At 43.1% G+C, this 20,663-nt stretch carries 26 protein-coding genes; 11 read left to right on the top strand and 15 right to left on the bottom strand.

The features are described from left to right. Positions 1–34 precede the first annotated feature (34 nt). The 5 genes from NWF01_03415 to NWF01_03395 form a co-directional block, all read right to left on the bottom strand. On the bottom strand, positions 35–727 hold the full coding sequence (locus NWF01_03415) for a glycosyltransferase family 2 protein (protein MCW4024067.1): 693 nt from the start codon (positions 725–727) through the stop codon (positions 35–37). Between the two features lie 121 nt (positions 728–848). Next, positions 849–1,430, bottom strand: coding sequence for a DUF1616 domain-containing protein (locus NWF01_03410; GenBank protein ID MCW4024066.1), 582 nt, complete (start codon positions 1,428–1,430; stop codon positions 849–851). A gap of 19 nt (positions 1,431–1,449) precedes the next feature. Next, positions 1,450–1,797 carry a winged helix-turn-helix domain-containing protein gene (locus NWF01_03405; protein ID MCW4024065.1) on the bottom strand — a complete coding sequence of 116 codons (348 nt, stop codon included), beginning with the start codon at positions 1,795–1,797 and terminating at the stop codon, positions 1,450–1,452. A 29-nt stretch (positions 1,798–1,826) separates the two neighbouring features. Further along, positions 1,827–2,204, bottom strand: coding sequence for a hypothetical protein (locus tag NWF01_03400; protein MCW4024064.1), 378 nt, complete (start codon positions 2,202–2,204; stop codon positions 1,827–1,829). A 341-nt stretch (positions 2,205–2,545) separates the two neighbouring features. Continuing rightward, positions 2,546–3,058 carry a hypothetical protein gene (locus NWF01_03395; protein ID MCW4024063.1) on the bottom strand — a complete coding sequence of 171 codons (513 nt, stop codon included), beginning with the start codon at positions 3,056–3,058 and terminating at the stop codon, positions 2,546–2,548. A gap of 80 nt (positions 3,059–3,138) precedes the next feature. On the opposite strand from NWF01_03395, the gene NWF01_03390 reads away from it, so the two are divergent. The 6 genes from NWF01_03390 to NWF01_03365 all read left to right on the top strand — a co-directional run bounded on the left by NWF01_03390 (position 3,139) and on the right by NWF01_03365 (position 8,249). After that, a complete protein-coding gene (locus NWF01_03390) occupies positions 3,139–4,065 on the top strand; it encodes an ABC transporter ATP-binding protein (GenBank protein ID MCW4024062.1) in 927 nt (308 codons plus the stop codon). Then, positions 4,065–4,811 (top strand): ABC transporter permease subunit, encoded by a 747-nt coding sequence (locus NWF01_03385; protein ID MCW4024061.1) that lies wholly within the window; start codon positions 4,065–4,067, stop codon positions 4,809–4,811. The genes NWF01_03390 and NWF01_03385 overlap by 1 nt, the downstream gene beginning before the upstream one ends. A 232-nt stretch (positions 4,812–5,043) precedes the next feature. Continuing rightward, a complete protein-coding gene (locus NWF01_03380; GenBank protein ID MCW4024060.1) occupies positions 5,044–6,066 on the top strand; it encodes a phosphate uptake regulator PhoU in 1,023 nt (340 codons plus the stop codon). A 360-nt stretch (positions 6,067–6,426) separates the two neighbouring features. Next, a complete protein-coding gene (locus NWF01_03375; GenBank protein MCW4024059.1) occupies positions 6,427–7,401 on the top strand; it encodes a hypothetical protein in 975 nt (324 codons plus the stop codon). An 11-nt stretch (positions 7,402–7,412) separates the two neighbouring features. Further along, positions 7,413–8,021 carry a hypothetical protein gene (locus NWF01_03370; GenBank protein ID MCW4024058.1) on the top strand — a complete coding sequence of 203 codons (609 nt, stop codon included), beginning with the start codon at positions 7,413–7,415 and terminating at the stop codon, positions 8,019–8,021. 18 nt (positions 8,022–8,039) lie between these two features. Further along, positions 8,040–8,249, top strand: a complete 210-nt coding sequence (locus tag NWF01_03365; GenBank protein ID MCW4024057.1) for a hypothetical protein — start codon at positions 8,040–8,042, stop codon at positions 8,247–8,249. A 34-nt stretch (positions 8,250–8,283) separates the two neighbouring features. Here the strand turns inward: NWF01_03365 and gltA are convergent, their stop codons facing one another. Both gltA and NWF01_03355 read right to left on the bottom strand, forming a co-directional pair. Continuing rightward, complete coding sequence (gene gltA / locus NWF01_03360; GenBank protein MCW4024056.1) at positions 8,284–9,708, bottom strand: NADPH-dependent glutamate synthase; 1,425 nt, start codon at positions 9,706–9,708, stop codon at positions 8,284–8,286. Continuing rightward, positions 9,693–10,556: a sulfide/dihydroorotate dehydrogenase-like FAD/NAD-binding protein gene (locus tag NWF01_03355; protein MCW4024055.1), complete on the bottom strand. Its 864-nt coding sequence runs from the start codon at positions 10,554–10,556 to the stop codon at positions 9,693–9,695. The genes gltA and NWF01_03355 overlap by 16 nt, the downstream gene beginning before the upstream one ends. A 205-nt stretch (positions 10,557–10,761) precedes the next feature. Here NWF01_03355 and NWF01_03350 point away from each other — a divergent pair, with 205 nt between their 5' ends. Beyond that, on the top strand, positions 10,762–11,091 hold the full coding sequence (locus NWF01_03350) for a LysR family transcriptional regulator (GenBank protein MCW4024054.1): 330 nt from the start codon (positions 10,762–10,764) through the stop codon (positions 11,089–11,091). Between the two features lie 122 nt (positions 11,092–11,213). After that, a complete protein-coding gene (locus NWF01_03345) occupies positions 11,214–11,717 on the top strand; it encodes a hypothetical protein (protein ID MCW4024053.1) in 504 nt (167 codons plus the stop codon). Position 11,718: 1 nt separating this feature from the next. Here the strand turns inward: NWF01_03345 and mobB are convergent, their stop codons facing one another. The 5 genes from mobB to NWF01_03320 all read right to left on the bottom strand — a co-directional run bounded on the left by mobB (position 11,719) and on the right by NWF01_03320 (position 15,472). Then, entirely contained in the window at positions 11,719–12,210 is a 492-nt protein-coding gene (mobB, locus tag NWF01_03340; GenBank protein MCW4024052.1) for a molybdopterin-guanine dinucleotide biosynthesis protein B, read from the bottom strand. Positions 12,211–12,415: 205 nt separating this feature from the next. Next, entirely contained in the window at positions 12,416–13,435 is a 1,020-nt protein-coding gene (selD, locus tag NWF01_03335) for a selenide, water dikinase SelD (GenBank protein ID MCW4024051.1), read from the bottom strand. Positions 13,436–13,516: 81 nt separating this feature from the next. Then, entirely contained in the window at positions 13,517–14,803 is a 1,287-nt protein-coding gene (locus tag NWF01_03330) for a double-cubane-cluster-containing anaerobic reductase (GenBank protein MCW4024050.1), read from the bottom strand. A gap of 85 nt (positions 14,804–14,888) precedes the next feature. Then, positions 14,889–15,113, bottom strand: coding sequence for a sulfurtransferase TusA family protein (locus tag NWF01_03325; GenBank protein ID MCW4024049.1), 225 nt, complete (start codon positions 15,111–15,113; stop codon positions 14,889–14,891). Between the two features lie 8 nt (positions 15,114–15,121). Next, a complete protein-coding gene (locus NWF01_03320) occupies positions 15,122–15,472 on the bottom strand; it encodes a DsrE family protein (protein MCW4024048.1) in 351 nt (116 codons plus the stop codon). A gap of 121 nt (positions 15,473–15,593) precedes the next feature. On the opposite strand from NWF01_03320, the gene NWF01_03315 reads away from it, so the two are divergent. Further along, positions 15,594–16,499 carry a LysR family transcriptional regulator gene (locus NWF01_03315; protein ID MCW4024047.1) on the top strand — a complete coding sequence of 302 codons (906 nt, stop codon included), beginning with the start codon at positions 15,594–15,596 and terminating at the stop codon, positions 16,497–16,499. Positions 16,500–16,546: 47 nt separating this feature from the next. Here the strand turns inward: NWF01_03315 and NWF01_03310 are convergent, their stop codons facing one another. The 3 genes from NWF01_03310 to NWF01_03300 all read right to left on the bottom strand — a co-directional run bounded on the left by NWF01_03310 (position 16,547) and on the right by NWF01_03300 (position 19,103). After that, the gene (locus NWF01_03310) at positions 16,547–16,807 is read right to left on the bottom strand and encodes a hypothetical protein (GenBank protein ID MCW4024046.1); all 261 of its coding nucleotides are present in this window, start codon (positions 16,805–16,807) and stop codon (positions 16,547–16,549) included. Between the two features lie 90 nt (positions 16,808–16,897). Then, positions 16,898–17,389: a hypothetical protein gene (locus NWF01_03305; GenBank protein MCW4024045.1), complete on the bottom strand. Its 492-nt coding sequence runs from the start codon at positions 17,387–17,389 to the stop codon at positions 16,898–16,900. Between the two features lie 85 nt (positions 17,390–17,474). Then, positions 17,475–19,103, bottom strand: a complete 1,629-nt coding sequence (locus tag NWF01_03300) for a hypothetical protein (GenBank protein ID MCW4024044.1) — start codon at positions 19,101–19,103, stop codon at positions 17,475–17,477. A 328-nt stretch (positions 19,104–19,431) separates the two neighbouring features. Here NWF01_03300 and NWF01_03295 point away from each other — a divergent pair, with 328 nt between their 5' ends. Then, positions 19,432–20,010 carry a hypothetical protein gene (locus NWF01_03295; protein MCW4024043.1) on the top strand — a complete coding sequence of 193 codons (579 nt, stop codon included), beginning with the start codon at positions 19,432–19,434 and terminating at the stop codon, positions 20,008–20,010. Positions 20,011–20,130: 120 nt separating this feature from the next. Further along, positions 20,131–20,643 carry a hypothetical protein gene (locus NWF01_03290; GenBank protein MCW4024042.1) on the top strand — a complete coding sequence of 171 codons (513 nt, stop codon included), beginning with the start codon at positions 20,131–20,133 and terminating at the stop codon, positions 20,641–20,643. Positions 20,644–20,663: the final 20 nt, after the last annotated feature.

The raw sequence follows: 20,663 nt of genomic DNA, 5'->3' as shown, positions 1-20,663 counted from the left end.
GAAAATAGTCTTGCAAAAACTAGAAACTATGAATTTAAAAAGTCAAACTTTCCGCTAAAATCCGCTTCATTATGCCCAAACCATGACGCAACTTGAGTTTTTTAACGCCTAACCTATTTCGGTAATCAATGGGAACTTCAACAATACGGTAGCCGCTACGTCCAACAAGTGCGTTCAATTCTGCTTCCACATCAAACCCTTTGCTTTTTGGTTTCCAGCTTGACAAAATTTCACTTCGAACAACGCGCAAGCCGGACAAGGGGTCTTCAAGTTTTACGCCGTTCATTACATGCTGGGCAAACGCCAAAAGTTTATTTCCTATATAGAAGGGATTCCAAACTGTTTTGTCTTCATTTATTGCCCCTCTGAAGCGGTTTCCAATGACCATGCCAACTTGGGGGTTTTGCTCTAAAACATCAATCATTTCAGGCAGGTAAGTTGCAGGGTAAGTGTAGTCAGCATCTGTGAAAACAACAAAATTCTCATCTGCTTTAAGCATCTTTATGCCTTGAAACATAGCGCTGCCTTTGCCTTTTCCTTCTTGTAGCAGAACATCTGCACCCATGTTTTTGGCTATTTCAATGGTTTTGTCAACGCTGTTGCCGTCAATTACTACTAGGTGAGGTGTTTGTAGAACTTGTTGGAGTTCACCTATGGTTTTGCCTATGCCTTCTTCTTCGTTAAGCGCGGCAATTACCACTGAAATAAGCGGTTGAATTTTGTCCACAAAAGCAGCTCCAAAAATGTTTGATTTTTAGATTGTTAATAATAGAATCTGAGAAAAAATTTAAGGGTATAAGGAAAAGATGTCAAGAACATTTTTGTTATGTTCTATGTTTGGTTTAAAACTAAGTTAACCGAACCCACAAACTAACCTGACTCTTATACACACTGTTATTTTGAGAATCAAGCAGGTAGAGTTCAAAGACTAAGTTGCCGTAAAAATCACCGTCAGAATCAACAGGTATTTGGCAGCCTGAAGTGTAGGCGCCATTATTTACTCTAACGGTATTCATGGTTAGCATGGAATCGGTGTGCTCATAAGAAAACGAAATGTCAAGGGGCATTTCTTTGGTTGCGTTATCGGGTAGTTGGAGCGGTATTTTTGTTAAGACTTTTTGGTTGCTGGGCTCTGGGTGTTCTGTGTACGTTTCAGAGGTTGCTTGTTGGGGTGTGCGGAATTTTACTTGAATTTCATAGTTGCAGTCTTTTTCTTCATGGTTTATTAAGCCGATGTAGAGACGGTAATTTTGGTTGTTGCTAACCGAGAAGGGGTAGGTTGTATTATGTGTTGGTCCAAGCATGTAGAGTTCACTTAGTGGTGTAGGGTTTGGGAAAAAACTGAAAGACTCAACAAAGGGGGCAATAGCAAATAAGGATACTACTGAAATTGCTACTAAGATTAAAGCAGAATAATTACGTATGGTCATAAGAAATAGTCGCCCAGAATTATTCAAAAATGTGAGTTTCTTCAGTTGGGCAGTCTTCGTTTGTACAAAACTCTTCCAAGTTTTTCTTTTTTGTGGATATGTCGGTTAAGCGTTTTTCTATGCGTTTGTTAGTTTGAGCGTACTCTTTGTAGGCATCTAAGTATGCTTGCCCTTTAGAAGTTAAACTGTAGAGTTGACGACCTCTTTCATATCGAATTAAAGAAGCCCCCATTATCTCGGTTAGGTATTTTTGCAGCACTTTATAGCTCAGATTTGCCTTGTACATTATCTGAGTTTTCTTAGCGTCATGACTAGCAACAGTTAAAATGTCTGCTATAATGTCCAACCTGTCTCTATAATTAACCAAGAAAAATTCCTCAAAAGTAGGTTCAAATGCTACGCGTGCAGCCAGCCTCTTCCGCCCTTTTTAGGTTGCTGCTTAATTTTTCTTTCATCAAAAAAGAGTTCATCCCGCTTCTTGGAGGGCACCTGTTTTTTTGTAATGTTTTCTTTCACAAACTTTGTCCATCCGCCTACACAGGGGTTAACGGGGATGTATTGTTCAGCTATTTCATGCTGTTCTAGTATGTCTCTGAAATTTAGTAGTTTGAAGTCTCGGCTTGCATGAATTATTGTGCCTTTATCGACAAAAAGTGTGGAGTAATCATTTACTGCTATGCCTTCAGCCCTGATTTTATCATTGTGCTTTTCTCGCCAGAGTTTTTTCCATTCACTTTTTAGTTCTTCAACGAGCTCTTTTTGGTTGATAACCAATGCTGAACAAATCCCTCCTTGACAGAAGTGGAACAAGAAACAATTTTTCTATATTTCAAAAGCAGAAAAATTGAGGTTTTTCCTCAGCTAATAATTAAAATAGCGCTATTTAAACAACTGTGGATAATAAATATAGATGATTTGTAAAACTATCCAGTTTTTTCTTGACCATACACGTGGGTTGTATGGAATATTAAAGGTTATTTAATGGAACAGTTTCAAAATTTTATATATTTATGCTTATTTAATATTAAATTACCCAATAAAATAACAAGTATTAGTTGTTTTGTCCATTAATAAGTGTTCAGTTGCACCCCTGCACAACAACAGCAAACACATCATCAAAGACCAGTTTGTGTCTTAAAAACCTCAAGCCGTCTTACTAACTCAGCAATTTTCTGTCTCTTTTCGGGGGTCTGGCAAAAATCAGCAAAAGCCTGCATGTTAGCATACATGGAAAAATCAACAGGGTCAATGTCTTTAGGTACGTCACCAAAAGAGGACAACTGTATCATCATGCTTTTTTGGATGTCAGAGTAGATGTCGAATGCTTCCTGAAGGTTGCGGTCTTTGGGTTTAAAATCAAAAAATTGCTGGGATGCAAACCATGTGGCTGTTGACCGGTAAAACTTTTTTTCTATATTGCCGACTTTTTCTGTTCGAGAGATTTCAACTAGGCCTGCTTTAGCGAATTTTTGCATTCTTCTCCAGAGTTTGAGGGTTGGTATGTTCATTTTTTGGGCGAGTTGTGCGATGGATTGCTCGGAACTGACGAGTTCTTTGAGGATGAGTTGGTTTGTGGGGTCTGAGACGATTTTTGTGCCTTCTTGGTCAAGCAGTTTTATCAGTTTCATAAAGTGAAAACGGTTTCGTTTTGCTTAAATAGTTATTCATCATAAACAACATAAACAAACATACAAAGGATGGCACTAAAATGATAGATACAACCAACCTCTCCAGAAAATTCGGAGCAAACACAGCAGTGGACAACCTCACACTGCAAGTTGAAAAAGGCGAAGTTTTTGGTTTCCTTGGTCCAAACGGCGCAGGAAAAACCACAACCGTGCGCATGCTCTGCTGCTTGATAGGCAAAACAAGTGGCGAAGCAACAATAGGCGGTTACAGCATCAATAACCCAGATGACTGCCTAAAAATCAGAAAACTCGTAGGTTTCCTACCTGAAAACGTAGGATTATACGAAAGCTTAAGCGCATACCGCAACCTCGACTTCTACGGGCAACTCTACGAAGTCCCCGAAGCCACACGCAAAGAAAACATCGAACGCTTGTTGAAGGCTTTAGGCATTTGGGAGCGCAGAAACGACGCAGTTGCAGGATTTAGCAAAGGCATGAAACAGAAAATTGCCATTGCACGAGCGCTTATTCATGATCCACAGGTGGTATTTTTGGATGAGCCTACAGCGAATCTTGACCCTGAAGCCTCCAAAACCGTCCGCGACTTCATTGTGCAGCTTAAAGAGGAAAAACGTACCATCTTCCTAAACACGCACAACCTAAACGAGGCTGAACGACTCTGCGACCGCATCGCCATCCTCAAAGGCAAACTAATCGCGGTTGATTCACCCAAAAACCTAGAGCAGAGCCTGTATCACCGCAAAACCATAATTCACTTAGAAACCGTTTCAGACACAGTCTTATCCGCAGTGCAAAACTTAAGCGCTGTTAAGGCAGTGCGTTCTCAAGACAATAAGCTGATACTGGATATGGATAATCCTGAACGAAATAACCCCGAGGTTGTTCGGGCGGTTGTTTTGGCAGGCGGCAACGTCCAGTACGTGACGGAGCTGCGGTCAACGCTTGAGGATGTTTACCTAAAGTTGATTCGGGAGGTTTCAGCATAATGAGGCTGTCAAAAGCGTGGATAGTAACCAAAAAAGACCTAAGCGTAATCCGACGAAACCGATACGTATTCTACTCGCTAATCGCCATGCCCATCATTTTAGGGGTGGTTTTGCCGCTGTTCCTTACGCAAGGCATAACCGCGGGTGCAAGTCAAATGACTACAGAAGAACTGTACGAGACAGTGTTTCAAATTGGTAACCTGTCCATCATGTATTTCGTTTTAATACCAGCCGTTTTGCCCTCCATAATCGCATCCTACAGCATCGTTGGAGAAAAAATCGAAAAAAGCCTTGAACCCCTCCTAGCTACACCGACCACCGACAGTGAACTGCTGCTGGGTAAATGTTTAGCCTCATTTCTACCCTGCATGGCAGTCACATACCTAGCAGCCGCAATCTTCCTGCCAATAATTGATATCTGGTCCTACAACACCATCGGAATCTACCTGTTTCCCAACTTGTACTGGGCACTGCTGACCTTCGTGATTACACCACTGGGCTGTGTCATGAGTGTCTTAGGAAACGTCATAATCTCTTCCAGAGTAAGTGACATACGAGCCGCGCAACAACTGGGCGGAATAGTGGTTTTGCCGCTGATTTTCGTGGTTATCTTTGGAGCGATATTTTCCGCTGTAACCCTATTGGCAGTGGTAGTCTCTGTTGCATTAGCCGCAGCCGACATTGGCTTGTTCTACTTAAGCAAAGCCACGTTCCAGCGCGAAGAAATCCTAACCAAATGGAAATAGGCACACAGGTCTGTTGTTTTTCGGCAGACCCACTTCATCATCTTTTTCTTAATAATTTGACTTGTAAAAAACACCAAACCAACCTCTCCTCTATCGTTTCTGCATACTTTGGCTATTAGGAGCCTAATAGGTGGCAAATATTTTTGTTGCTAAGATTCTGATTGTATATGCTAATATATACTAGAAGGGAATAATACTAGTAATGTACCTGTGATATGACGAGGGAATGGATTTGGAAAGAAAAATTATGTCTCTTGGCAAATCATCCTTGGTTGTTTCTCTTCCAAAAGACTGGATGCAACTCAACGACCTCAAAAAAGGTGACGCCGTATCCTTCGCAATACAACGCGACCGCTCCTTAGTCATCTACCCCAGCACCCTAAAAAAAACAACCCAAAAAGAAACAACCCTAAATATCAATCAAAACGAAGACGAACTTCTCATAACTCAAAAAGTTTTAGGCGCATTCCTCAATGGGTATTCAGGAATCAAACTATCTTCCTCCAAAGTCTTCTCCGTTCCGCAGACTAAGGCAATCCGCAACATTGCAGGACGCCTCTACATGCGCGTGATGGAATCTGACTCAAAATGCGTCTTTATCCAAAGTCTCACTGACGAATCCCAAGCCTCACTTCAGCAAACCATACAACGCATGCACCTCATATCCCTCTCCATGTGCGAAAGCGCCATCACCGCCATAAAAGACCACGACATACCCCTCGCAAAATCCATCTTCCCCCTCGATGATGACGTGGACCAATTTGCGTTTTTTGTTCTGAGGATTTTACGCAATGCTGCTCAAGACCCCGTGTTAGCCAACGAACTTCACGTGGACCCCTTGGACTGCATGGATTATCAAATCCTGATTTATCGAATGGAACACGCCGCTGACTACGCCGCAAGCATAGCCCGCAACCTTGTCATGATTGAAGGCAACAATGACAGGATTCCTGATGACGTTGCGGAGTTGATGGTTACGGCTGGAAATGAAACCATTGACCTCTATGTTAAGGCGTTTAAGGCATTTTTTGCCCGGGATATCAACTTTTCAGTTGAAATCATGAAAAGTCAGCAGAGAATGGAAAAACTCTACGTTGAAATCGCTGCCAAATCCTTTGTTGGACCCCAAAAAAGCGCCGAACTCGTCTGCGCCTTGTGCTCAATTCGAGATAACATGCGTCGTATTGCCCATTGTGCTCAAAGCATCGCTGAGGTTGCAGTGAACCGTGCATTTAAAATAACTGAGCAACCCTGAGATTTTCCGTTTAAGCTGCTTATACATACGTCATTGTGAATCCACGAGCGTCACAAATAACGTAGTCATGATTGCCAAATGCTTCTAAGAATATTAGTGTAGTTTTCCTTGGCACTTCCGAGGTTTTAATCGACAATTATGTAACCGTTTTATCTCATAAAAGGTCTGCACTTCTTTTTCTTAATTTCTCGGTATTCAGGATACTTTGCATTATATCCCTGTTACCTAAACCGTTCTTCTTCCTTAAAAGCACAAGCAATAGAATAATCAAAGCGTGAATAATATGAAAATAGCAAAAACATCAAAAGAAAACCAACAAATCCATAACACAGAAAAACAAGCGTTAAGGGGTAAAAACCTGTGGTAGATGGAATATTTGACCACCTAACATGCAAACCTCAACTTACAATTAAAGCATCAGATGATGAGAACTATATTAACCTAGATACAATATTCGATGATGATGGCACTAATAAGTTAACCCTGAATATAAGCAGATGTATCAGGCTTCCTACCCAGACACCGACAATTAGCCCAAATGATCTAGTTTATCATTACATTTGGGAATGGAAAAATGGTCTTTGGAAGCCTCATACCTATACAATCCCTACTGGAGAAAACTATATTCGGTTTAAGGACACAGATAGTGGACATTATGGGGACTTATCCCTTATAAAAATGTCTGGTACCAATAATCCGATTCTAACTTGGAGTCAAGGTTTTATAGTAAAAAAAGACTTCGCAGTTGGAGGATATATATCTTCTAACCAAGGTATGCTAGGTCTTGGTAGCGGAATGTATGATCCGTTTCATCAACCTATGATTTGGCTGATGCACTCTGAATTGAGCGCTTTGCATGACATAAACGATTTTCCAAGTGCCACACCCGAAGATGGCGAATTATATATCAACACAGGCGAAGCCATGATCTATAAATATAATGAAACAGCAGCGGAATGGCAAGAATTTGCTCCAACAAGCGAATATAATTATAACTTAGATACCCTACACATTTACCGCCTTAACCAAACAGACCTTGGAAACCTGAAATGTGCCAATATTTATGCTGAGGGACTGGGAATTATTGGAACAGATTATGGAATAAACCAGCTTGGTGATTTTGCAGCGCACACCGTTAACATTTATGCTGGGCTGGTTGGTGAAACAAAAACTTGGGGAACATTAACCGCTGGACTCGAGGACACTGCACCATACATTTCAACTGCGGCACTGCGTACTGATAGTCTTAAAAAATTGGATGGTTCAACGTTTCCTTTTCAAATTCGTGTTGGTGCGCCTGCTTCACCTGTAGACGGCGACATCTGGCTAACGTAGGGGGAATATAGATGGTTAATCTGGCATTAACTATACCAACAGTTTCAGACCTCCAAATTGTCGGTATGGATAACACATATTTAGTTATTCGCAAAAACAATGCTGTCGGGGCGATTCTCGGTTCGGGCAATTGTCCAGTATCAGGGCCTGCTTGGCAAATAATTAATTGGACAAGTGATTATAATATTCCTGTTTCAGGAACTGTTACTTCAACAGACCGTATTTATATAGAATTAAAAATAGGCAGTCATGTTCTTGGTTCAGCAACATCATCACCTGTCGGAGCAGATTATACACTTTCGAGTCCTTGGGCATTTCATTTACATATTATCTTTAGAGTTGCCGTAATTCTTACTAATGTTTGGTTCAACGTTACCACAGCGACAAGTGACAGCTATCTAAACATGGTTTTTACATCTTCATTGCCCAATCTGAATTATCGTTCCAGTGGAGTCACAAGCCAGATTCAGCTTGCGGCTTTAGGCAGTAGTCCGCTAAAAATACGGTACAACGACGAAACCCTTGATGTCTCCGTGGTGGAAACAGACGATCCAGACGCGTCCCCGATCAGAGTAAGAATTAATGGGGAACTTAAAGCGTTAAAAAACAAAACAAGCTAGTAAGAGGTCTGGAAAAGAATGGAAAAGCAGCAATTAAACCCTAAAACCGAACACAACCAAGTCCAGCTCTCATCTGAGATTCAGCAAAAAATCCAAATATTCAACATGCGTGTTGCCAATATCAACTTGGGCTTCAACGACCTATTAACCTCCGCAACCGACGCGATAAAATCTTTAATCGAGGAAAACCAGCGGTTAAGGGAAGCACAAAAATCAGAGAAAAACTAAAAGTTAGGTGAAGGGACGCCTAAGCGTTCCCGATTTATTCTTTCTTTTCTTTATTTTGTAGGTATTCGTGGATGCTTTTTGCCGCGGTTTTCCCTGTGCCCATGGCGCTGATTACGGTGGCTTCGCCTGTTGCGATGTCGCCGCCGACGTAGACGCCTTCGAGGCTGGTTTTGAAGTTGCTGTCACTGGCGATTATGCCGCCGCGCTGGGTTTTTAGGCCAGGGGTTGTGCCTTGTATGATGGGGTTGGGTGTGCGTCCGATGGCTACGATTACTGTGTCCACGTCCATGGTTGATTCGGAGCCTTCTATGGGTGCAACTTGGTGTCTTCCAGTGTCATCTGCATCACAGAGCCGCATCGAAATTGTCTCCATCGTCTTAACGTTACCTTGTTCGTCGCCTGTAAATTTGAGGGGTGCAGTGAGATACTTGAATTCGATACCTTCTTCCTCGGCATTATCGATTTCTTCTTGTCGTGCAGGCATCTCATTTCGTGTTCGTCGGTAAATAATTGTTACTTTATCAGCACCTAACCGCAACGCGCAACGAGCAGAATCCAAAGCAACGTTGCCGCCGCCGATAACTGCCACGTTTTTGCCAACGCGGATTGGGGTTTTGGATTGTGGGACCTTGTAGCTTTTCATGAGGTTTACGCGTATGAGAAATTCGTTTGCGCTGTAGATGCCGTTGAGATTTTCGCCTTGGACGCAGAGGAATTTGGGCAATCCTGCACCGGTTCCGATGAAGACTGCTTCGTAGCCTTGCTTGAATAGTTCTTCGATGGTGAAGATTCTGCCGATTAAGTAGTCAGGCTGGAACTCTACGCCCAGCTTGGTGATGTAGTCAATTTCGGTTTGCACAATCTGCTTTGGCAAACGGAACTCAGGAATACCATAGACAAGGACACCGCCGCCTTTGTGAAGTGCTTCGAAAATTGTGACTTTGTAGCCGAGTTTTGCAAGGTCTGCTGCAACGGTTAAGCCAGCTGGTCCTGCACCGACAACAGCAACTTTTTTGCCGTTACTTGGCGGAATTGCGGGCACTTGTATACCTCGTTCGCGCTCAAAATCGGCAACAAACCGTTCGAGCCTACCAATAGAAACTGGGTCGCCTTTTTTGCTTAGGATGCACATTTTTTGGCATTGTTCTTCCTGGGGACATACCCGTCCGCAGATGGCGGGTAAGCTGTTGCGTTCTTTGATTTTGTTTATGGCATCGATATAATCGTTTTGTTTTATGAGTTTAATGAAAGCGGGGATTTGTACGCCAACTGGGCAACCTTCAACACATTTTGGTGCCACACAGTTTAGGCAACGGGATGCTTCAGCTATTGCTTGTTCTTCGGTGTAGCCTAACACTACTTCTTTGAAGTTTTTGGTTCGCACTGACGGGTCTTGCTTTCGCACGTCAACTGCGGTGAAGCGTTTATTGTTTCCATTTTGGTTTAGTGGTTGTGACATTGACAATTTCCTCCGTGGTGTTCGTGTGCTTGCATGAGGTTTTTCTCTTCGGTACAGTAGCTTTTGAGCCGCTGCATGAGTTCTTTAAAGTTAACTAAGTGAGCATCAAATTCTGGGCCGTCCACACAGGCAAACTTGGTTTCGTTACCTATGGTTACTCTGCAGGCACCGCACATGCCCATGCCGTCCACCATGATTGGGTTTAGGCTGGCAATGGTTTTGATTCCATATGGACGGGTGATGTCTGCGATTACGCTCATCATGATTGGGGGCCCAATGGCAAATACAATGTCGAATTTGATGTTTTTTGCAATTAATGATTTTAAAACGTCACTTACGAAGCCTTTTTGGCCTTTTGAGCCATCATCAGATGTGAAGTAGATTTCATCTGACACCGCGGTCATTTCATCTTCTAAAATGAAGAGTTCAGCGTTTCTGGCACCCACAATGGAGATTACTTTGTTTCCTGCTTCTTTGAGGGCTTTTGCTACGGGGTACGCAACTGCTGTACCTAAGCCTCCGCAGATGACGGCGGCAGTGCCAAAGTTTTCTATTTCACTGGGGTTTCCCAGTGGACCTGCTATGTGCATTATGTGGTCTTCCACTTCCAGTGAGCCTAACTCTTTGGTTGAGTAGCCGACTTCTTGGAAAATGTGGGATATTGTGCCTTTTTCTTTATCCCATGATGACAGGGTTAAGGGGATTCTTTCGCTGTCTTGGCGTATTTTGAAAATCACGAATTGCCCTGCTTTTGCTTTTTCTGCAATGTCTGGGGCGTATACTGTGATTTTTTTGGTGACTGAATTTAGGACTATTTTTTCGACAACCTGATTAACTTTGGGTTGCATGTTGGATTGTGTCAAGTGTACGTTCTCCCGGTTTGAGCTGCTGAATAATATTAATTGTATATACAATATATATGCTATAAAAGTGTTGCTGGTTTACAAACACAGCGCCAACATAAAAAAAACTAAAACCAAAAACCCACAACCCCCCCAAAAAAGCACTAAACTTAAGTGCCCAACACACCAAAATAATAAACAGTGACAAGCATTGAGCACCCAAACATACAAAATAAAAGTCTGGATGGTAAACGAGAAAAACCAAGCAACCTTCGGCGACGGAATAGCACAACTCATAGAAGAAATAGACAAACACCACTCCATCCTAAAAGCCTCCCAACATCTAGGCATGTCCTACAGGTACGCCCTCCACAGAATAACAATATCAGAAGAACGCCTTGGCGAAAGCTTAGTCACACGGGTCAGAGGAGGCGCAAAAGGCGGCGGTAGCTCCGAAGTCACCGAATATGGAAAAGCCTTAGTTACCAAGTACAGAAACGCTCAACATGAACTAAATAATGCCCTAAAAAAACTGCCCTAATAAGGGTGAGTTTTGGGAAAATCTATTTATTAATACAAATAGCATACACGCTAAGCATGCTTGATATAATATCTTCACAATTACATGATAAGGCAAACAAAAAATTAACTAAGTGAAAAATGTTGAGAAAAAAAAGCAGGAAAAACCAGAAAATCGCTGTAGCAACAATTGTGCTTATAATTGCATTAGCACTTCCAATTTACTATTTCACTTGCCTAAATGGTGTAGAACCTTACCTTAATCTTGAAATAAAAGGAAAAGTGTACGTTCCCGCAAATTGCACTCTGGACGACTTGGTGTCTGTTGACCAGATAACTCTAGACGTAAATTCTGATGACTCAAGCACGGACACCTACGCAGGTGTATCTGTAGCACTTTTGCTTTATACCGCCAAAATGCACGAAGATGCAACCTCAGCCATAATTCAAAGCGCAGATGGTACAAGCGAAACATTCACTCTTGATTATATCTTTGCAGATAATGTCACCATGATTATGGCATACGTAAAAAATAACATGTACATGTCAACGATGAACGATGGTGAAGGACCTTTGCGATTAATCATCAGCAACGAACAGGACACCCAAAAATCGTTAAAAGATGTAGTGTCCATAACAGTTGAGTAACCTAACGGTGCTCAATCAAATCAGCGAGCTGAGCAACCTGCGTCAAAACATTAAACACAGGAACCCCAAGCACCACAGCAACATCCTCAGACGCACTAATCACACCTGAAATAGCAAGAACATTTTTGTCCATAAAACTTTGAGCCTCAGAAACAGTTTTAGCAGCAATCACCCTACAAAACGCGTCTTCCGACTCAAACCCCTCCAAAAACACAAAATCTAAGCCCTCAAAATATGGTAAAATCTCCCCAATATCAAGCCGTTTTTTGATGAAAACAACTGTTTCTGTTCGGGGTACTGCCGCGATGACTTCAGCGCCTGCTTGAGTGTAGCGGTCGGTTTCGGTTTGGGGTGTATCCAAAGTGGGAATCTTAACCATCTCTTTAATTGTGCCCACATGGTAGCCGCGGCGTTTAAACTCGGTAATTAAATGCTCAATTATGGTGGTTTTTCCTGAATGTTTCCCGCCAACAACTGCAATAACCTTTGGCAAATAAGGCACCCAAAACCACTACTGCCCCGTTTTATATAAGCAAAAAACAACCCAACAAACAACAGCACATCAAGTGAATAACTTTTTTTAACATTTCTATTTGCTGTCTATTTGGTTCCTATTAGAAATTCATTGCAGAACCCATAGAGGAGTAGGTCACTATGGCGACTTTTCCAACCAAAAATATGAGTAAAAAAGAAAAAGGTTATGCTTCGGTGACTTTAGCATCATCTAGCACGTGAACAACACCAACGCCTTCTTTTACGTAGCCGACCTCACAGTGCTGCACCTTACGCTTATCCAACTCGCTTTGTAAGTCATCAGCGTCTTCCTTTGCTACCGCCATCAAGATGCCACCCGCAGTTTCCTTAGATTCACCTGTCAATAATGGATAACCGAAAAGGTCAGCCAGCACGGGTGTGCCAGGGATAACATAGAGGTTATTGATTACAATGTCAACTTTTCCAAGCATCGCCATGTTCGCAGAGTGCCCTTTCAATCCAAAGCCTGTCACGTCAGTAGCAGCATGCACTGGAACCTTCTGCATGACTTCCGCAACTGACTTGTTGGAGGTTATCATGCCAGTGATGGCGCCGTTCACTGCCGTATCAATCACGGATTCGGGAATGTCTTGGAGGAGTTCTTTGCCTTCCTCTTCTTTACGCAGACGATACGCAGCCATAGCAGGCGCGATTCCTAAGGGTTTAGTTAAGAACAGTTTGTCACCGTGTTTGGCGCCTTTGGTGTAAACGATTTTTTCTGGGTCACCAATGCCTGTTGCGGCGCCGCCAATGATTGGCCATGGATTGCGGATTGTGTGACCGCCAATAACGGGCGTGTCCATTTCTCGGCAGAAATCGCCCAGTCCCTTGAGCATTCCAACCGCTAAGTCAGTGGGCATATTCTCAGGAAACGCCATAATGGTAAGGACACAGGGAATTTTTGTTACGCCCAACGTGTAGATGTCACTGGTTACGTTGCTACCTGCGATTCGTCCTTGAATTTCAGGTTCATCAACCATCGGAGTGAAGAAATCCAGCGTGTTGAGGACGGCAATGCCATCGGCGACTTTGACAACGCTGCTGTTTTCCCATGGACCCGCCAAAACATCTTCACTGAACTCCTCGGTTATGCCTGCTTGCTCAAGAAGGTCACCGAGTTGGTATTGAGGTAGTTTGCAGCTGCATCCGTGCACGGGTACAACTTTGGTTAATCTGTAGCTCATTTTTCTTGTTCTCCTTGCACTTGTGCCCCAAGAAACATTGGAGCCTTATAATATAAAAACCTAAAAAAGGAAAGGGATGGTTTACTGTTCGTCCTTGATGATTTCAAGAAACGCTTCGACACGTGTTTTAATCTGTTCAGAATCGCCAAATGCATAATCAGTTTCAATTTTAAGCATCGGCAAATCAGCAGCTTTCATTGCACGGTCAACCTTGACAGCTTCCACATTGTAGTCATGGCAGTTTTGCAGAGTGTAGTAAATTACGCCTTCAACATTGAACTGTTTAGCGAGATCCTTTATGCTTTCTATGCGTCTGTCGTTGGGTGTGAAGCATGCGCAGGGAATCTTGCTGTATTTCTCCACAATAGCCCAAAGCAACTCTTCAATGCTGTCCCCTTTAGGCTCAACCAAATCCGTGAAGTAGCGTGTTCCAACGCAGCTTTCCTCAACCACGATGGATGCGCCTAAACCTTCAGCGATGCTGTGCAGCTTCCAGTTAGGAATAGCCATAGGGCAACCTGAAACCATCAATCTTGGGGCATCTTTAGCTGAAACGCCGACGCCGTTTTTCACTCGCTCATCGAGTTCATCGCAGAGTTCGTTGACTTTGGCGATGAAGCGTTTGGGGTCATCATTGAAGCTGATTTGATAAATCAAAAGCGCATCTAAGCCGCTGATGGGTGCTGGAGTTTGTGCTCGGAGGTTTTGGAGGCGTTGTAGGGCTTTGCGTTTTTCGTTGATGAGTTGGATGGATTCTTTGAGTTTTTCTGCGGTGATTTTGTTGCCTGTGACTTCTTCGATTTTGGCTTTGAAAGCCTCAACTTCTTTAAGCCAGAACTCTTTGCCCTGTTGTGTGTCGGGTTTGTGGGGAATCTCGATTACATAGGTTGGGATGAGGTCGCCGAGAAGTTCATAGACTTTCTTTTTACCGTCACAGGTGGTTTCACCAACGACTAGGTCGCTGGATTGGAAATATGGGCAGGTTCCGTTGAGTCTGAAGCCGTAGAAGGATTTGATGAGGGGACACAGGTTCCTTGGAATAACTGCCTCCGCATCAGGCACGGAGAAGTCTGCACCGCCACACAAGCCGACAACTGTTGCGTTTGCAGCGTATGCGAGTTCTTCGGGTGCGTAGATGCAGAATGCGCCGATTACTTTGTTGCCTGCTGCGCGGGAATCGTTGAGTTCTTTTATGCGCAGGCCATGGACTTCTGAGACGACAAAGTCAAAGTAGCTCATGCCTTTGGGGCGGTTTTTTTGTGAGAGATAAACTGCGGTGTAATATTGCCCTAGAATGTTTAGGAGTTGATTGTGTTTTTCTATGTCCATTCCAAGGTTTTTGTACATTTCAACATATTTTTCTGCCATGAAAACCACTGTTCTATGGCTGTGGGCTAGAAAATGGAACCTTATTAAAATTTTTGATATAAAATATTTAAAAAATTGGTGCAGTTTATAGCTTTTTGATTAAAAGCTTAAACTCAACCCCACCCTTGGATGCCTCAACAATTTCATGCCCGTTATTTTTAACCCAACGCTGAATGTTATCAAACTCCAATTCGCCCTCGCCGACAACCTCCAATAGTTGACCTGCAGCCATGCCTTGAAGCTTGCGCTTGGTTAACGCAACGGGCATTGGGCACATTTTACCCTTAACATCCAATGTTTCAAAGCTCATAATTGTCACTAGAAGGTTATGATTTTGTCGCTTGTGGCTGTCCACTCGACCAGTTCATGCACGGTTGCTAGTTTTACGCCGTCAATGAGTTCTTCTTGGGTTATGCCTCGGGCTTCAGCACAGACAACACACGCTTTGACTTCTACACCGCCTTTTACTAGGTCTTCGAGTGTTTCGCCGAAGTTGATTAAGCCTTGAGCGGGTTTTTGTCCTTTCTTTGCAACGTATATGCCATTCTCAAAGAGCCATATTCGAACTTTGTGTCCTTCAATGTCGCAGGTCCAAGCGAATCTTAATGCAGAATAAGCACGCTCTTTTGCAACTGGAGCGTCAAAAACTATTACTGTGTAGGTCGCCAATGTTTTTCAACCCTGATTTTTGATAGGGGTTATTAAAAAAACTAATATAAGGATTTTCCAAAAACAAAAAGAAAATAACATAAAGAAGGCATATTAAAAGCGGGCAAGAGGCTAAACCAGCATGGAAACCATACGCTTCGACTATCTTAAAACATTCTTAACCGTTGCCAAAACACATAGTTTCTCAGTAGCAGCTAAAGAACTCAAAACCAGCCAAGGCACCGTAAGCCACCAAATCGCAGCCTTAGAAGAATATTTTGACGCAGAACTCTTCAAACGCACAAGCAACGGCGTGGAAGTCACCGACGCAGGCGCAACCCTAAAAGAAACTGCGGAAAAAATCATCCAAGAAGCCCAAGCTGCAAAAGCCAAAATCTCCAAAGCCAAACACATACTCTCAGGCACCATACGCATAGCCGCAAGCACAATCCCTGAAGAACACATAATTCCCAGCTTGACGGCAGAGTTTCAGAAAAAATATTCAGGCATGAAATTCAAAATTTTTGCTCAAGACAGCCTAACAAGCCTCAAAGCGTTGGAGACAGACGATGCAGAGTTCGCGGCGGTTGGTACAATTCAGGGGTTTGAAGAAAAATTTGAGTTCATCCAAGTAGGAGAAGACCACTTGGTACTGATAGTTCCCTGCGACCACAAGTTAGCCAGCAAAAAAACAGTAAACCTACCTGAAATTCTCAATTTTCCCTTCATCATCCGAGAGGAAACCTCTGGAACTCGAAAAGAAATAGACGCACTATTTGAGAAAAACGGTATTGCATCCACAGAGTTAGAGGTGGCTTTGGAATTGGGAAGCACAGAGTCAGTGGTTACTGCTGTTTCTGAGGGCAGAGGCATCAGCATAAGCTCATCCATAGCCGCTGAAAAAGCCCAAGCAGCAGGACGGGTGAGAATCCTCAAAATCCAAGAAGCGAAAACCACAAGAAAAATTTATGTCGCCCGGCAGAAAAAGCCTCTTTTGAAGGGTGCAGAGGTTTTCTGGGATTTCTGCAACCAATTCATTTTTAAATAAGCAGTCACGGCATGTTCTGAAGTATAATTTTTGGGTGTATTAACGCACTATTTTTCGGATGGTTTTATCTTGAGTGGTTCATCCCACATGTTATCAAATTCTTCAGGAGACAAAATATCTGAGTTTAGCATTTGTTGGCTGAAAGCGTCCAGTGCACAGGGGTTGTTCATGTGGGCGCGGTAGATTTCCATTAAAAGGCTGACAGTCATGGAAACTGAAACGGGTTTTTTTGCCATAAGTGTTAATTCTTCAGAGACCGCTACTAAATCATCATGAATTTTTTCGGGCAAATTTACGGTTTTAGCCATTTTTTGATTCCCCATTATTACAGGATGGTTCTTCATTGTTTAATTACTTGTTGTGAAGTTTTAAGAAAAAATAAGAAAGGATTTTTTTGTTTATGCTTGCTGTAGTGTTATCTGGAATTCTGATTGCCCGCCCGGTGGGAGAACAAAGAAGATTGTGTAGCTGTGCTTTGCAGTGTCTTGGAAAGTTTGGGTGTAGGGTTCGCTGGCTTTTAGAGCGAAATCTGTGCTTTGGATGTCAGGCAGTATTGTGTAAATGTCTCCTGCTTGGCAAATGTTGTCTGCTCCGTTGTCCCAGTAATCGTCATAGACGTAAATGTCTACCCAAGCGTTGGCTCCACCAGGCATTTTTGTAGCGTTTATTGTTAGTTGCCAGTTCTGGTTAGCGTCTAAGGTGAAGGGTACATAAACCACTTTCACTGAACTGTTAAGAAATCTCAAGCAATCATTGCTTCCTGCTACCGTGAAATCTAATGGTCCAGTTGGCGACAGGGCTGGTTGCCCAAGATTAACGGAGTAAAAGGCGGTACCCGCAACAAGTGCACAAGCAATCATAACAGCAATTATCCACATTTTTTTATTCATTATGCCCCTCTCGTCAAAAAATCTGTGACGTTACTATATAATAATATTGCAAAAAAAGGGGTAACCCTACTGATAGAGTCAACAGTTATCGTTCTCTGAACTTAAAGAAGTAAACAACCCCGCCGACAGCTCCCGCAGCAACAAGTCCTCCAATTATGGGAATGGAGTATTTGATGTAGATTGGCGGTTCAGCCACCTCTACAGTCAGATTTTGGCTTTGGCAGGAAAAAGCGCTGCTGGTTTCAGGGCAACTGGCCAAAACATACCATAAACCTGAACTTTCAGGCTGAAAACTGGCTACAAAAGAGCCGTTGCTGCTGAGTTGGCAGGTTACTGCGATGGTTGAGTTTGCGCTTCCTTTATCAAAAAATAAGCTAACGTTTGAAGTTTTGTCCATCGGTGAAAGAATGCCTTGAACAGTGATGTTTTCGTTGTAGCTCACTTCATCTTTTTCTATTGTAATGTTTACGGTGGGTTGCTCTTTGACAGTGTAGCTTCCTGAAGCGTTAAGGCTGTTTTTGAGAACATCAAAAGCAGAAATTTGGTATTGGACAAGGGTGCCTGCAGTTTGCCCTGGAATTGTGGCATTGCAGGTTGTGTCCGCTACTTGCATGTTGAGGCTGTGGGTGCCTGTCCAGTTGTTTGTGGTGTATGTGAGTTGGGCGGATTCTAAATTGTTGGTGCTTGAGTTGTAGGCTATGTTGGTTGGGGTTTGGGGGTCAACGCGTTTAGGTGTTGCTATGGGGGTTAGGGTGGTGTTTTCAAAGGTGGTTTTTAACATGAACTGTACCTCACCTGAGCCTTCCTCACCAATTAGGACTAAGTGGTAGAGTTTTAGACCATTAAGGTTCGAGGTATAGTTTAGGAACATGCTTTGTCCATGATGCTCGCAACTGGCGTAGGAAACGCCTCGGTATCCTTCAGCTTCAAAATTGTATCCGCCTACGCCGCCGGTTTGGTTACCATACAAGCCAGCCTCTATGGGTAACGGGTACGAGTTTATGCTCAATGATTGGGCAGTGTTCATCAAGTACAGTCTTGCCTCATACATGTCAAGTGTATGTGGGACGTTAACATAAAGTTCAACTGTTGACGCATTTGTTACCAACTCATAAGCCCAATAAGTACGAAAACTTGAGGTGCCGCCTGTTTTGCCTTCAACACTGCAGGTGTGCCACTGGTCACATGTGAGCGCTTCCATAATCATGAAAGTTGCTGCTTGGGCATCGCTGCTTTGTCGTGCATCATTTTTTATAACAAACGAGTAATTGCCTGATTGCTGGGGTGTAAAAAGTGCCTCGTTGGGTGCTGTTCCCAGATGCTCAGGTAACCCAGCGGCTTCAGTGTGACCGCTTTCTAAGTTTCCTTGTGGACCATAAACGTAAATGTCGTAGTCTGTTTTTGCAGTTGAAGATGTGTTTACCCATGAACCATAGCAGTAAACGTGGTAGTTATGTGCTGCTTGGAGAGGGCAAATTATGGTCCAGTTTTCTCCGACTTGTATTTGGGTGTTGTTTATTTGGATGGGGAAGATGGGTTTTTGGATGTATGTGAAGTTGCCTTGGGTGGTGCTGTAGGTGTGAACGTAGGTGTTGTATTCTGTGGTGTTGGTTAGTTGCATGCTAAAAGCTTGAGCGATTAGGGGGCAGATAGTCAGGACTGTAATCAGCGTTAAGCATATGGCTTTTGTGGGGAGTTTGGTTTTCAGATACATTCCTGACCATCAGTTGAATAGTACTATGGTGCAAGAGTGTAGAGATATTACTTATGAAGCCCAGATTCATATTTCAAATCAGGCATTGTAACAGTTGGAAACGGTAAAGTTTTCTCTTGTTGCGGGCGGTTTTGGGGGTTTATTTTTGATTCATATTTTTAAGATGTTGTTATTTTATGTATTTTCAAGCAGTATATTGTATATTAAATCTTACTACACAAGGGATTTATAAGTAGACAACCCACTGTGAGTTCAACAGTGAACTCATCATGAAAAGCACACTAAAACAAAACCCCCAATCCTTCCAAAGAGGAGGTGAAAGTACCCAATGAACTACAATTCCTTCCACAGATTCATGAAAAACCGCAAAGCACTAAGCACCGTAGTAACCACCCTAATCATCCTGGTAGTATCCATACTTCTGGCCAGCGTATTAACGTACTTCGCCACCAACGTCGTCAGCACAAGAGTCCAAGAAGAAAACTTGCACGTAACTAAACAACACATCTGGGTAGACTCTGACGGAGCCGCTCAAGGCGCATTCATGGTAACCAACAACGGCGGACGCGACGTAGTCATAAACATGATTTCCATCCGAGGGCAAACAAGCGCATGGGGTGACGTGTTCTCCCTAGTAGCAACAACAGACGATGACGACTTTACCACTGACCTGCCATATCTAACAACGGCACCAGCAGATACCGGAACAGTTGATGGATTTGACAATGCACTTGCAGCGACCAGCGGCAGTTTAATCTTGCCCTCTGGTTCAACAATCGTGGTCTACTTCAACTCACCAGACAGCATCAGCACCAACGATATCGGCTTAACAGTTAGCATCGCAGTCCACAGCGGACAAGCAGTTTACTACAGCGAAGTAAACATCCAAGCAGCCCCAATAGCATAAAATCCCCACTTCCACACAACAATTTTTCTCTTTTCCATTTATTTTCAGAGTGTAATTTTTTTTACGCACAAGATTACTTATCCAAAAATCGTGTAATTGGCTTTTCAGGAGCAAAATAAAATGAAAAATATACTAAAAAACCGTTTGGCTTTAAGCACAGTCGTAACAACGCTGATCATCTTGGTAGTTTCAGTGCTTCTCGCAGGCGTCGTCACATACTACGCAATCAACGTCACCAGCACCCGCGTGCAAGAGGAAGCATTATCGCTTTCTTGGCAACACGTTTGGGTTGACGATGACGGTGCATCTGTCGCAGCAATCATGGTAACTAACACTGGCGGACGCGATGTCGTCATAAACAAAGTTGCAGTACGTGGACAAGAATGCAGTACATTGACCGTTGCATCAGTTGCATCTAATGCCACTGGAACAGACTTAACATACACAGCTTCACCCGCAGGTGAAGATTCATGTCCAGTTACTCTATCTGCAGGCACAACCGTTAGCATCTACATCACCTCACCAGACAGCATCAGCACACAAGACATCGGTTTGACCGTTGGCTTCTCTGTGTTCACATCACAAGCGATGTACTACAAAGAAGTAAACGTTCAAGCAGCCCCAGCGGCATAATAATGGGTTAAAAACATTTA

The sequence above is a fragment of the Candidatus Bathyarchaeota archaeon genome (assembly GCA_026014585.1).
GTDB lineage: Archaea > Thermoproteota > Bathyarchaeia > Bathyarchaeales > Bathycorpusculaceae > Bathycorpusculum.
This window is presented reverse-complemented; position numbering and strand designations above follow the sequence as displayed.